Genomic DNA, 13,030 nt, shown 5'->3' with positions numbered 1-13,030 from the left:
AGTATCAAGGGGGTTTCCCGTTGAATTATTTGCTTAAAAACTTTTTGGGTAGTTTTATTACCATAGCCGTTATGGTTATAGTAATGTCTGTACTAACCAATTTTATACCGGGGGACCCGGCCCGCATGGCTTTGGGGAAGCATGTCAACAAGAGCTCCTATCAGTTAATGCGGCAGGAAATGGGATTGGACAAACCCGTTATTAAAAAGGTTGTGGACTATGCCGGCAGCCTTTTACAGGGCGATTGGGGACGTTCCTATGTGTCCCGCAAGCAGGTAAAGGACATCATTGCTGAAGCCTTGCCGGTGACAGCAAAGCTCTTTCTGGTTTCCCTGGTTTTTGCCTTGCTCATAGGCCTGGCAGTCGGAACTTTGTCCGCCTATCATGAAAATGCTTTTATTGACAGGTTGCTTACCGCTCTGTCTGTGGTTGGATTTTCGTTACCCCATTTCTGGCTGGCCCTGTTGCTGCAGACCTTGTTGGGAGTGACCCTGGGCCTGCTTCCCATATCCGGGGCAGGAGAAGGGCAGTTTTATTTCTATGTACTGCCGGGCCTGGCTGTCGGCATCCCACTGGGCCTGACTTATGGCCGGTTTATCAGGTATTTTCTTTTGGATATTTTAAGCAAACCTTTTATAAAGGCTGTAGAAGGCTGGGGATTACCGGAATTCCGGGTTTTCTGGCAGCATGCAGCGCCCAATATTGTTTATCTGTTGCTGATCCAGGTTGTTACCGATGCGGCCTACTTCTTTACCGGGGCTGTGATAACGGAGACCATTTTCAGCCTGCCTGGCCTGGGTAATCTTTTGGTAGACGCAGTCCTGCACAGGGATTGGCCTGTGATTAACGGCATAACTTTAATCACCGCTTCTATTATCACGGGTCTAAATTTATTTGTAAAACTTATTGGGCCTGTGCTGGATCCCAGGTCAGCGGAAGACCTTTATGAAGGGGGTTTTGGCGCATGAACTTTCCCTGCAGTTCTGCCCGCCGACCTGTTTTGATGGGCGTAGTCCTCTTAATGCCAATAGTGATTCTTATAATTTTGGGCCCACTTTTTTTGCCGAACCCCCTGGAAGTAAACGTGGAAAATGCTCTGCAAAAACCTTCCTTGGAGCATCCCCTCGGTACTGATGTTTTGGGACGGGACAACCTAAGCCGCCTCTGTTACGGAGGTAGGCACAGTTTTTTCATTTCCCTGGCGGCGTTGGCCGGATCATTGCTTTGCGGCGTGGGTATGGGTTTTTTAAGCGGCTGGTTGGAGGGATGGGGACGCGAAATTATCGACCGGATTTTAGAGGTAGTGATGTGTATACCCGGGATAATTCTGGCCTTAATTCTGGTTACGTTTCTGGGTAAAGGTGAAACAAGCATTGTCGTGGCATTGACGGTCGGTGGAACTGTTTACATGGCCAGAATGGTGCGGGGGTTGGTCCGGCTGAATAAAGGGGCCGGTTATATTTTAGCGGCACAGGTTTCCGGGCTACCCAAATGGCGAATTATAGGATTTCACCTTTTGCCTAACATATCGGGGCCCATTTTTGGTTATGCCGTAGTTCTTGCGGGTGTCAATATTATGGCTGAATCGGGTTTCAGTTTTTTGGGGCTGAGTGTGCAGCCGCCTGAACCGAGTTGGGGTTTCATGCTTTACCAATCCAGAAACTATTTGACTACGGCTCCGTGGTTGGCCCTGGCTCCGGGGACGGCAATATTTATTACTGTACTTGGGTTTAACCTCCTTGGCGACGGTCTGCGGGGATGGTTTGATCCAACAAGAAAATGTGGGGCTGGAGTTGGAGGACGAACAATTGGACAGTGTATTTTTGGACGTCAGGGGGTTAAATATTAGTTTTTCCGGGACCGGCCGTGATGTCAGGGTGGTTAGGGACTTATCTTTGCAACTAAAAAAAGGCGAATGCCTGGGTCTGGTTGGCGAGTCCGGTTGCGGTAAAACTGTTACTGGTCTTGCGGTGGCGGGGGCGTTAAAGTATCCGGAATGTAAAGTGGAGGGAAGTATCAGGTTTTTATCAGACCGTTATAATAAAGCCCCGCATAACATTAAAAGAAAAAGGATTGCCATGGTGTACCAGGAAGGAATGGCAGCGCTTAATCCTGTGCTGACAGTGAAGAAACAAATGACTGAGTTAATCCGGTTTCATTGCAGATTATCTTCAGGAGATGCCCTGGTGAGAGCGCGGCAGTTACTACAGCGGGTCGGTTTCAATGATGTTGATGACATACTCAGGCGATTTCCGGGAGAACTTTCTGGCGGTATGGCGCAGAGGGTTTGTCTGGCCATGGCTTTATGCTGCGAACCGGAGATTTTGATAGCCGATGAACCCACAACTGCGTTGGATACTATAAACAGCGCCATAGTGATGAAAGCATTGGCAGTTTTGAAGAAGGAGATGGACCTGGCGGTAATCCTGATTTCTCATGACCTAGCTGCGGTTGCCCAGAGCTGTGACCGGCTGCTGGTTATGTATATGGGCAAAGTGGTTGAGGAAGGGTCGACTTGGGAATTGTTAAGTACTCCGTTGCACCCTTATTCGCGCCGGCTCATTGAAACCTTTTTTGCTCTGGAAGAGGGAAGGCACGATATTGAACCAATTCGCGGCCAGGTCCCCGGTTACCATGAACTGCCCATGGGCTGCGCTTTTTACCCGAGGTGCGAAGAGGCTTCGGAAAATTGCTCAATATATGAACCAGAGCTGCTGAAAATATCGGAAAACCGAAAGGTAGCCTGCCACTTATACTCGGGCAGAAATAAAGGGGCGCTGTGACATGAAGGGTAAAACTCTTTTGGAGTTACGGGGAGTTACCAAGGAATACTGTATAGGCTCAGGTTTTTTGTCTACCAGGCGTGTTACGGCCGTGAAAAACATAAGTTTAGATACCCGGACCGGAGAAACTTTGGGGTTAATCGGTGGGAGCGGTTCCGGAAAAACAACCATCGGAAAGCTGGCCCTTGGACTGGTTAAACCGTCACAGGGAATGGTGCTATACAAAGGCAGGAATATAGAAGAATTTAAGGCCGCGGAATTTACGGAGTACCGCAGACAAGTGCAGTGTATATTCCAGGATGTCACCGGTACTCTTAATCCCTTAATGACCGCTGGCAGCGCTATTAAAGAAGTGCTTTCTTTTCATCATGGCAAAGGTGCGGAGGATATAAAGCAAAAGACAGCCCGGTTATTAAACCTGGCGGGTTTACGGACCGATATTTTTTACGCCTATCCCCACGAATTGAGCGGCGGTGAGAAGCAAAGAGTTTGCCTGGCCAGAAGCCTTGCTACTGAGCCTGCATTGCTGGTATGTGACGAACCTCTGGCTTCGCTGGACATTTCGGTGCAAACGCAAATTTTGCAGACTTTTCGCCGGCTGCAAGTTTCTCAGAATTTATCTTACCTTTTTATATCTCACGATCTCAGAGTGATAAGATATATCAGCCACAGAATAGGGGTTATGTATAAGGGCGAACTGGTAGAGCTTGGCCCTGTCGAAGAAGTGTTCAGCCATCCGGGACATCCCTATACACGGCTTTTAATTTCTGCCATGCCCCGGATTTTTGGGGGTGGAAAACAGGAAGCGGCGCCTGAATCGGAACGTGGTCCGGCGGAAGCATCGGGCAAACAAAAAAGCCATGGTTGCCCTTATTATGACTGGTGCCCTGAACGGGCAGAGATTTGCCGCAGGAACGCTCCTCCTTTGCGGCTGCTGGGTCCGGAACACTGGGTCAAGTGCTATATGTAACGCACAGGGGAATTTTGAATTTAGCGGCGGAGTCTCCTTCGGATTCTTTGAATCAATGCTCAGCATTGATATTGGGAAGATTTTTTCTGCGCAAAACTACCTGTACACCCTTGCAATTAGCACACTGTTCAGTTATAATAATATTGCTGTTACCGAAAGGGCAGCAGCAAAAAAGGCGGTAAGCCTTCCAAACGCGGATGTGGCGGAACTGGCAGACGCGCACGTTTGAGGGGCGTGTGGGCAACCGTATGGGTTCAAGTCCCATCATCCGCACCAAAAAAGCCAATTGTATCAAGGCTTCGCGGGTTTTTGCCCCGGAGCCTTTTTAAAATGTTTTTTGAAAAAATCGTGCGCGCGCGCACGTATTTGACTTGAAATAAAAAAAACGTGTGCGCAGAAAAACGTGTGCAACCAGGAAAATTAGTTCGCCATGAAAAGAGAAAATCCTTCCCTGTTCAGGAGCCAATCTGGTGTCAACCGGATTGGCTCTTTTTTTGTGTGTGTAGAGAGGAGGTGATTGGTTTGTTGCAGATCAAGCCGGGCCAGACATTAACCATCTACGAACTGAATCTTGACGCATATGACAGCATTTTTGAGATTGAAGGGCTTACGGCATACGACATTCTAGCCTACCTGTACCTGAGCGATTTCAGTGGTGAAGAGGATCGTTACGCCCATGCTTACGAAACCATTGCCCGGAAATGCAGGATCAGCGAGGAAGAAGCAAAACAGGTGCTGCGGCGGCTGGAAGAAAAGAACCTGCTGTCCAGGCTGACCCTGCAGATTGTTGAGCCGGAAGAAAAGCCGAAACTGCACCTGGCCGGGCCCAAAAAGCCCGTATCGGTGAATTAAATTAAAAACGGGGGAGGAATTGGCGGTGGTTGATACAAACCAGCCAGACCGTTACACACGGGAAATTGTTGGCCGAGCCGCCAAAACAGCGGTAAAATCCGTTGCAAAAAAAGCAGTCAAGGCCCTTGCCAAAAAACTCCTGGTTATACTGGGACCGTGGCTGCTGTTGTTTCTGTTCCTGGTAATGTCTGTCACCGTATTTTTCGGCATGACCTATTCAGCCATGCCGACAGAACAGGCAGTAAACCGGGAAACCGTCACCGCGGAAGATGCGGCAAGTATTGAAAAAATCCGGAACCTGGTGAATGAAGCCAACCGTAAGCATTTGTACGTGGTGAACAGCCAGCCGTCCAGACCGCTGTATCCGTCGGAATACGCCGGTAAACTGTCCGGTTTTACGGACCGGTACGGCCAGGACGTGCAGTTGCAGTTGGAATGGGGTGTGGCTCAGGCGCTGGCATTGTTCCAAACCATAGCCGAAAACGGCGACCGGATAACCGATGAAATGCGGGAACAATTTGTGAAGGATCTTGAACCGTATTTCTACTACCGTCCATCCAAGGTTTATGTCACCACAACAACAGAAACCGGCGGCAGCCAGACCTCTGTCCAGGAAGTGCATCTGCTGGTGGAATCCAATACCCTGTACGGCTGGCGGCAGTACGAATATGAATGGGTCACGGAACAGCTTGATGAAAACACCAGCATAAGGTACGAAAGGCTGAAAAATATCCGTACCCTGGAACAGTGGACCAGGCTGGACAATGCCATAAAGAATTATCTGAAACCGCGGGACGCGGAAGATTTGGCCCTGATGCGCACGGCGGTTTTGGAAAACGCCAGGGCGTATTCCAGGAAAGCGGAAAACATGGATTGGCTTTTGCAGTATGCCGATGCCGCCGAGTACCTGTCCGGGGCGACCGTCCCGCCGGAACTGACGGGGTTCTTCCGTGAGGCCGAGAAGCAGTACGGCATACCCTGGTGGTTTCTGGCCGCTGTGTCTTTCAAGGAATCCGGGTTTAACCCGCAGGCGGAGAACGAATCCAGCGGCGCGTATGGCCTGATGCAGTTGCTGCCGGAGAACTGGGCCAGGGTATCGCGAACCCTGGGCTTTGACCCGCAGGCGGACCGTGACAACCCCAGGGCGCAGATTTTGGCCGGGGCATACATGCTGTACCACTTCGGCCTGAAAAGCGTTGACTGGACCGCCGACGATTCTGTCTGGCAGAAGGCCACGCTGCCGGTGTTAAAGGTATACGGCGGGTTTGTGCACGTACCGGTGGCGAAGCGCGTGCTGTACGGCGATGACCCGCTGAAATGGGCCGAAGCGGAATACGCCGGCCCGATCTGGAAGATGGCCGTGCAGTTGCGGGACGGCAGCATATCAGGCGGCGGCGTGTGGCCGGTCTCCGGTTCCACGCGCATAACCGGCTACTTTGGCGAAGACCGCGGGTCTTACATACACAAAGGGCTGGACATAGCCGCGCCGGAGGGGACCCCGGTTTTGTCGGTGTCCGGCGGAATAGTGACCCATGTCGGCTGGGAAAACCCGCGTGATCACAGCCAGGGGTTCGGAATGTACATTACCGTCCGGGATAACAACAACCTGTATTTTTACGGGCACCTGCAGGCCGAATCGCCAACGGTCCGGAAAGGCGACACCGTGCAGCCCGGCCAGCGGATAGCCGCTGTAGGGAACACGGGCCGCAGCACGGGGCCGCACCTGGACATACGGATCAAAAACCTGCAGACCAATGCGTGGATAGACCCGCTTTTGGTCTTGACGCAAAAATAGGGGGTATGCCATATGCTGGCAAAAACACACATGAGGATAGGTCTGATCGGCACCATGCTGGTCTGGCCGGAAATGTTAAAGATTACTACAAAAGACTACAGCGCAGGGATAGTCCTGGCGATGGCCCTGGCATATATATCAAGCGGAAAAAGAATGTTGACAAACCTTCTGCAGGCGGCGTTTATAATGTACTGGACCTATTGGCTTGCTTACGAGTTTAAGGAATACTTCACCTTTTCCGCAATTATTGCGCCGGTGGTTATGATGTTCGCGGCGGCTATCGGCTCACTGCTGCCCGACCTGGACCACCCGAACTCCACTATAACCCACGAGGTAGTGCCTGAGATACCGGTACTGGCGGGTACGCGAATAGCGGAACTGATAGCAGGTGCAACCATGCTTGCCGCGGCGTGGTACATGGGCAAACACCCTGTGCTTCCCGTTTTTCAGGGGGTATTGAATTTTATCCTGATCGCAACCGGCCTTACGGTATTGATATTTACCCTGGCCGGCCACCGCGGGATGACGCACTCACTCCTGGGTCTGGCAATAACCTCAACGGCAGCATGGTATATCCAGGACGCAGTGGGGATATGGCAGCGTTGGGGCGTCAATATCCTGCCCGCCTTTGTGCTGGGGTACAGCCTGCATCTTTTGGCCGATGCCCTGACCAACAGCGGCGTGCCGCTTTTATACCCTTACAGGAAACGTTTTGCCCTGCCCTGGTTTAATACCGGCAGCCTGAAGGAACGTTTTTTCAGTTACCTGATGCTCTGCACGTACATAATCCTGCTGCTGTACCAGACCGGGTTTCTTAACCGCGGTTTTGCGCTGCTGGCCATGCTGGAAGGCACAGGAAGGGGATGGTAGAAGTTGCGACTGTTGCTGGCAACCGGTTACGCCGACGTGGATAAAAAAATCAGGGAATATATAGGGGACAAGGTAATCGGCGATATTCAGTACCGCGAAGGCGTGGTGGACGAAGCGTGCCGTATAAACGCCGACACAGTGCTGCTGTCCTGGTACCTGCCGGGGAAAGGCAGTATGCCGGAAATCCTGTTCCGGCTGCTGAAAGCCGATATTCGTCCGGTCCTGATGATGGGCGAAATGAAGTACGACAGCCCGGAAGTGCTGCAGGCGTTTCTGCTGGGTGTCCGGGATTTCACATTCAACCCGGTCCGTGTAAGCGAATTGATTCGGCAGCTTGAACACCCGTCGAAATACGGTGAACTGATAGAGAAGATGAACCCGGTCGATGCGCCGGGCGAAGCGAAAAAGCTGACCAGGCTTTTCAGAAAACTTGTCAAAGCGGAGGAAAAACAAACCATACGCTTGCCGCCAGTCACGGCGGACAACCGGCAGAACGGAACCCGGAACGACAGCGGCGAAAGCGCCGCTTTAAACGATATAAAACAAATAAAACAACAGCTTCAGGGCATAATGGCCCTGCTGAACATCCCGCCGCAGACGCCTTTGCCTGAAGCAGCGCTGATGATAGAACAGAAAATAATCAATCTACTTTAAGAGGGGGAATGTGTCCTTGTTTAAAAGCAAAGTGATCAAACTGGCCTTTATCGTGTTTATCCTGCTCCTCGGGGCAGGCGTCATGGCTTCGCAGGCCATGTACGGCAAGAAAAACGTGGTGGTGGCAAAGACACGGATCGCGGCCGGGGCGGAAATACAGCCGGGTGACGTGGAAGTTAAAAGCGTGTCCAATACAGTAGCCGTTCCCGGCGCTGCTACGTCTCCTGAGCAGGTTGTGGGGAAACAGGCCATGTCCGAGCGCCTGCCGGGGGATATGATTTATACAGACTATGTTCAGGACAAAAAAGATTTGCCCCTTGGCCCGGAGACAGGGCTGATCACCGTACCTGTAACTGAGACAGAAACAAAATACCTGCATCCCGGATCTGTCGTGTCCGTGGTAACATGGAAGCCCAGCGGCGAGGGCGCGGTCTATGACAATCTGGCAGTGGTCAGTATAAGCAAGACCGAAGGCGACGTTAACATGGGCGGCAAAACGGAGTACATGGCCGTGCTGGCGGGCAACAAAAACGCCCTGGCCGGCATAGCGCCGTTCGTAAAAAACCAAACATACAGGGTCATCATTCAGGGCAGGCAGGGTTGATTAACCCACCTGCCTTTTTTCTTTTTGTGAAAAAAACGAAAGGGGGTATTTGTTTTGCTGATTACAACAATGTCCGCCGTGGGCGGGGTTGGAAAGACCTCTCTTACCCTGGCCCTGGCGGAGGAAGCGTCCCGGCGCGGGATCAGCACCTGCGTGGTTGACATGGACTTTTCGCCTGGGACCATGCACGCTTTATTCGACCTGGACAGATACAGAAGCATAACCGACGCAGCCGGGAACCCGGAAAAAGCCGTGGAATATGTTCAGGTGCCTGCCGGTAAGACTTACGGGGTATTATCCGGGGGCCTGCCCCATGCGGCAGACGTTATGACCAAGCCAATAACAGAAACCATGCTGCAAACACTTTTGCAGAATTTTCAACTGGTGATCGTGGACACGTCATCCCAGCCCACCGAAGGATCGCTAACCGCTGTACAGAAAAGCAATACCACACTGTTTGTTATAACGCCGGAACGATACACCGGAATCCGCGGCGCTATTTTGCTCGACTACATAAAAAGCTACGGCATCGTGAACAGCAACCGGTTCGAGGTAGTGATAAACAACTGCCGGCCCGGAAAAAAACAGAAATACGTTGACATTATGAAAGCGCCGGTGTCAGTGGTAGTCCCATACCTAAAAAATCACAGCCCGGACAAAAGGACTATGCTGCCGTATGTGTCCGGCGTGGTTGACGCCTGGTTCCCCAATACCATGAAACCGGGTAGTTGGAGCTTTGGAAAAAGCGGTTTTCTGAGCAGGCTGAAATTCTGGGCGTGAGGAGGAAATGGTGTTGGAAAAGATAACACTGATTATCCCGGGCCGGCCTGTACCCATGGTCCGCATGACCCGGCGCGGGAAATACGTCAAACCAAGGGCGCAGCAGTACCTGGACTATCTGAATGCCATAGCCGGATACTGTTACACTGTCCGGCCCCGGCCCCTGCTCTGGGACAATATATCCGTTGATGCAGCAGTATACCTCCCCGAAGGCCGCCGGGGCGACCTGGACAACTACCTGAAGGCGTTCCTGGACGGCCTGCAGCGCGGAGGGGTGTTTACGGACGACAAAATTGTCACAGAGGCAAGGGTTAAAATCATCCCCTGCCCCAGAGGCCGGGAAAAAGCCGAAATCACAATTAGAAAAATAGGATAAGGAGTTGGTCTGATGGGCGTATTAAACATGATCCAGCACAACCGGCAGTTAACCCCTGCCGAGAAAGAGGACATGGTCAGAGAAATCCGGCGCGAACTGAACAACCTTCGATTGCACGGCCAGGACCCGAAAGAAAAGCTCCATACTCTGGCCAAAACATACCTGGAGCAGAACGCGCCGGACTGCCTGGGCAATATCAATGCCATTGTCCAGGAACTGCATGACAGGTTGTTTTCCCTGGGCGCGCTGGAGAAATACCTGCGCGACGATGAAGTGACCGACATACACGTATTCGGCACCCGAATAATGGTTGAAAAGAACGGCTGCCTTTACGAGGACAGCGAAGGGTTTCTGAACGAGGAAGAAGTGCGGCTGGTAACCGAGCGTATAGCGTCCCAGGCGGGCAAGGAAATATCCGAGGCCGTGCCTTCCATTGACGCGGAACTGTACGACGGCAGCCGGGCCATTGTCATCATCCCGCCCGAGGCCGAAAAACCGTACATCACTATCCGCCGGCACACCATGATGCACCGGGTGAAAGCCGGGCTGGAAGAACTGGCTGAAACCCTGGGCGGGCTGGACACGGAATATTTCCGCCGTATCGTGAAGGAACGGAAAAACATCCTCGTCTGCGGCCAGACCGGGGCGGGCAAGACAACCCTGATCAACGCCCTGGCGAAGGAAATCCCGCGTATGCACAAGGTGGCCGTGCTGGAGGACACAAGGGAACTGGAACTTGACCTGCCCTATGTCATGTACCTGAAAACCAGGGAAGGGACCGAGGACGTAAAGCCCATAACATACAGCACCATACTGCAGGACTGCCTGCGCAGCCGCCCGGCGCGGATCATCCTGACCGAGGTCCGGCACCCGCGGGCGGCCTATGAACTTATCCAGTGCCTGAACTCCGGCCATCTCGGGTCCATGACCACCATCCACGCCAACAGCGCCATGGACGGCCTGTACCGGCTGGAAACCCTCATCCAGGAACACAGCAACTTAACCACCAAGATAATCCGCCAGTTAATCGTGCGGGTTATAGATGTTGTTGTGTCCATAGTGCTGAAAGAAGATGAGGACGGGAATGTCTGTGGCCGGGAGATCAGGGAAGTGGTGGAAGTGGAAAAAACCCTTGACAGTGGCCGGTACATGGTCCGGTTGGTGGGCGGAACAGACAAAAAGCAAGGGGGTGAGGCGGGTTGTTAGCGGCAGTAATGCTTGCAGCTTTGGCGGGTTTTGTACTGACAATACTCATTGCAGGCTACAGAGAAGAGAGAGAAGCAGTTCTCAGGCAGAAGGTTGAACGCCAACTGATCAAGGGGGTAAAGACAAAATTTAGTTGGCTGGAATTTGTCGGCCTGGGGCGTTTGCTGGAAAACTTACAGCAAAAAATTATTGAGGCTGGCTGGGAAAAGGACCCGGAGGATATGATGCTGGTGCTTTTTGCCCTGGCTATGCTCCTGTTTGTCATGGGTATCGTCATGGGCCTGGGCCTGCTGGCCGTGTTCCTGCCGGCGGCCCTGTTCGCCGTGTTCTATTATTTCCTGAACGCCCAGGCCAAAAAACGGATAAGGCTGACGGAGGAAGAAATGCGCTACGCCCTGAGTGAAATGATCTCATCGCTCAAGGTGCGCCCGAACCTGGAAAGCGCCATCCGTTACGCCCTGCAGAACGCCAGGGAACCGCTGAAAACCCAGTTGCAGAACGTGCTGGACGCCGTAACAGCCGGGCATGTGCTGGACGACGCCCTGGACATGTTTGCCAGGAACACGGGCAGCACCATCATTGCCGCCTGGGCGGACAATATCAGGTTTGCCCGGCAGGCCGGCACAGACCTGGCGGAAGCCTGTATGCGGAGCATGAAGCAGATAAAGGTGAAACAGCAGTTGAAGGAAGAAAAGCGCGTGGCTGCCACGACGGCCAAAAGCACGGTGGCAGGGATAGTTATAATACTGTGCCTGACCATCTGGTTCATGGCGTCCGGGAACGATGACTTCATCAGGGCTGTGCACACAACCATCGGCAGGGGGGTGGTAGCTTACGCCGTCATAAGCATGGCGGCGGCCAGTTGGTATATCAAAAAGCAGATCGATGACTAATAGGATTAGCGCGGGAAAACCCCGGAACTAATTCCGGGGATGGGAGTGCGCACTCTCAAAAGTAAAGCGGCGGCCTGATGGCGACCGCATAGAGGCTACTTGTACAGCCTGCCAGGCTCCTGATGGAGACCTGGGAATCCTCGCGTTTTAACGCGGGGAGGAAGTCAAGGAAGGAGATGATCTGAGGTTGCTGGCAGCAGCAGGCGAAACAAAAAGGAACTGGTTGCTGAACAGGTGCGCGGTAAGCCGGGATACGGTGAAGAAGGTTCTTCGCAACGACAGCTTATACGACAGAATAGACCTGGAGTTAAAGGCGGTTGGCGGGGTGAACTACTATGGCCTGTTCCAGGTAAACAGCGCCGCCGAGTTTTTCGGGCTGCTGGCCCTGGTACTGGGCCTGCTGGTTGTGCTGACCGCCATCGCGATTGTAAACGGCGCTAACCTTATTGCCGTGGTGCTTGCCGGGCTGGGGCTGTTTATTCTGACCTATAACAGATACGCCGGCAAGGTAAAGAAATACAAGGCCAGGGTTGTGTCCGATACCGAACTGCCGCTGGTCCTGCAGACAATCGCCAATGCGGTCGAAGTTGGAATACCCTTTGACAATGCCATACGTTACATAGTCCGGACCAAAAAAGGCATAATCCGGGACATAATGGCCGAAGCCGTGGCGATAGCCGATACCGGCGTGCCGCTGGAAGAAGCACTGTTAAGCGTTGCGGACCGCGCCTTAAACCGCAGGTTCCTGAACCTGGTGCGCATTGTGGGCCAGGCGAAAAAATCCAATGCAAACGTCAGGGACCTGCTTCTGGAGCAGATTGACGAGATTGACGAGGAAGCCCGCAACGCCGCCAGGGAAAGGATGGGCAAGCTGAACACCAAACTGTTTTTCCCTATATTTATCGGGTTTTTCATACCCACAATAGCACTAGTGGCCCTGCCCATGCTGGTAAGTTTCATGGGCCTGGGCATCAAATTTTGATTTTATTTTAAGGAGGATGATTTTCTTATGTTCAACAAACTGGAAACAAAATTTTGGGAAATGCTTCTGCGCCTGAAAAACGACGAGCGCGGCCAGAGCGAACTGCTGTCAGCCATAGGTCTGCTGGCACTGGCAGTGGCAGTTCTGGTCATTATCTTCCCTCAGATAAAGCAGGCACTGACTGATGCCGTTAACCGGGTCATCACTTCTGTTACCACACTGTTTTAAACAAAAAACAAAAAGAGAGGGCTGTGTCGGGTCAAAC

At 52.5% G+C, this 13,030-nt stretch carries 15 protein-coding genes and 1 tRNA gene; all 16 read left to right on the top strand.

Going from position 1 to position 13,030, the window contains the following annotated elements; translation table 11 throughout:
* The first annotated feature begins 20 nt into the window (after positions 1–20).
* Positions 21–968, top strand: coding sequence for an ABC transporter permease (locus Tfer_RS04525; protein ID WP_013119854.1), 948 nt, complete (start codon positions 21–23; stop codon positions 966–968).
* Complete coding sequence (locus tag Tfer_RS04520; protein WP_052217079.1) at positions 965–1,849, top strand: ABC transporter permease; 885 nt, start codon at positions 965–967, stop codon at positions 1,847–1,849. The genes Tfer_RS04525 and Tfer_RS04520 overlap by 4 nt, the downstream gene beginning before the upstream one ends.
* Entirely contained in the window at positions 1,809–2,783 is a 975-nt protein-coding gene (locus tag Tfer_RS04515; protein ID WP_052217078.1) for an ABC transporter ATP-binding protein, read from the top strand. The genes Tfer_RS04520 and Tfer_RS04515 overlap by 41 nt, the downstream gene beginning before the upstream one ends.
* 1 nt (position 2,784) lies before the next feature.
* Positions 2,785–3,753 carry an ABC transporter ATP-binding protein gene (locus tag Tfer_RS04510; protein WP_013119857.1) on the top strand — a complete coding sequence of 323 codons (969 nt, stop codon included), beginning with the start codon at positions 2,785–2,787 and terminating at the stop codon, positions 3,751–3,753.
* A gap of 193 nt (positions 3,754–3,946) precedes the next feature.
* Positions 3,947–4,029 (top strand) — tRNA-Leu (locus tag Tfer_RS04505).
* A gap of 246 nt (positions 4,030–4,275) precedes the next feature.
* A complete protein-coding gene (locus tag Tfer_RS04500; RefSeq protein ID WP_052217077.1) occupies positions 4,276–4,605 on the top strand; it encodes a helix-turn-helix domain-containing protein in 330 nt (109 codons plus the stop codon).
* A 25-nt stretch (positions 4,606–4,630) separates the two neighbouring features.
* Complete coding sequence (locus tag Tfer_RS04495; RefSeq protein WP_052217076.1) at positions 4,631–6,400, top strand: M23 family metallopeptidase; 1,770 nt, start codon at positions 4,631–4,633, stop codon at positions 6,398–6,400.
* Between the two features lie 12 nt (positions 6,401–6,412).
* Positions 6,413–7,270, top strand: a complete 858-nt coding sequence (locus tag Tfer_RS04490) for a metal-dependent hydrolase (protein WP_052217075.1) — start codon at positions 6,413–6,415, stop codon at positions 7,268–7,270.
* 3 nt (positions 7,271–7,273) lie between these two features.
* On the top strand, positions 7,274–7,924 hold the full coding sequence (locus Tfer_RS04485) for a hypothetical protein (RefSeq protein ID WP_052217074.1): 651 nt from the start codon (positions 7,274–7,276) through the stop codon (positions 7,922–7,924).
* Positions 7,925–7,940: 16 nt separating this feature from the next.
* Positions 7,941–8,528, top strand: coding sequence for an SAF domain-containing protein (locus Tfer_RS04480; RefSeq protein WP_052217073.1), 588 nt, complete (start codon positions 7,941–7,943; stop codon positions 8,526–8,528).
* A 54-nt stretch (positions 8,529–8,582) separates the two neighbouring features.
* Complete coding sequence (locus Tfer_RS04475; RefSeq protein ID WP_052217072.1) at positions 8,583–9,308, top strand: CpaE/TadZ family protein; 726 nt, start codon at positions 8,583–8,585, stop codon at positions 9,306–9,308.
* 13 nt (positions 9,309–9,321) lie between these two features.
* Positions 9,322–9,684 (top strand): RusA family crossover junction endodeoxyribonuclease, encoded by a 363-nt coding sequence (locus Tfer_RS04470; protein WP_052217071.1) that lies wholly within the window; start codon positions 9,322–9,324, stop codon positions 9,682–9,684.
* Between the two features lie 12 nt (positions 9,685–9,696).
* Positions 9,697–10,890, top strand: coding sequence for a TadA family conjugal transfer-associated ATPase (locus Tfer_RS04465; protein ID WP_200901006.1), 1,194 nt, complete (start codon positions 9,697–9,699; stop codon positions 10,888–10,890).
* Positions 10,884–11,783 (top strand): type II secretion system F family protein, encoded by a 900-nt coding sequence (locus Tfer_RS04460; protein ID WP_052217070.1) that lies wholly within the window; start codon positions 10,884–10,886, stop codon positions 11,781–11,783. The genes Tfer_RS04465 and Tfer_RS04460 overlap by 7 nt, the downstream gene beginning before the upstream one ends.
* Positions 11,784–11,970: 187 nt before the next feature.
* Positions 11,971–12,765, top strand: coding sequence for a type II secretion system F family protein (locus Tfer_RS04455; RefSeq protein WP_052217069.1), 795 nt, complete (start codon positions 11,971–11,973; stop codon positions 12,763–12,765).
* 27 nt (positions 12,766–12,792) lie between these two features.
* Complete coding sequence (locus Tfer_RS04450) at positions 12,793–12,993, top strand: hypothetical protein (protein ID WP_052217068.1); 201 nt, start codon at positions 12,793–12,795, stop codon at positions 12,991–12,993.
* The last annotated feature ends 37 nt before the right edge of the window (positions 12,994–13,030 follow it).

This window comes from Thermincola ferriacetica (assembly GCF_001263415.1).
GTDB lineage: Bacteria > Bacillota > Thermincolia > Thermincolales > Thermincolaceae > Thermincola > Thermincola ferriacetica.
Note: the sequence above shows the minus strand (reverse complement) of the source record. Positions and strands in the feature narration are given on the sequence as shown.

Bases quoted from the DNA above. Each gene is read 5' to 3' on its own strand.
- Tfer_RS04520 (WP_052217079.1), top strand. From the start codon at position 965: ATGAACTTTCCCTGCAGTTCTGCCCGCCGACCTGTTTTGATGGGCGTA.
- Tfer_RS04510 (WP_013119857.1), top strand. From the start codon at position 2,785: ATGAAGGGTAAAACTCTTTTGGAGTTACGGGGAGTTACCAAGGAATAC.
- Tfer_RS04490 (WP_052217075.1), top strand. From the start codon at position 6,413: ATGCTGGCAAAAACACACATGAGGATAGGTCTGATCGGCACCATGCTG.
- Tfer_RS04465 (WP_200901006.1), top strand. From the start codon at position 9,697: ATGGGCGTATTAAACATGATCCAGCACAACCGGCAGTTAACCCCTGCC.
- Tfer_RS04450 (WP_052217068.1), top strand. From the start codon at position 12,793: ATGTTCAACAAACTGGAAACAAAATTTTGGGAAATGCTTCTGCGCCTG.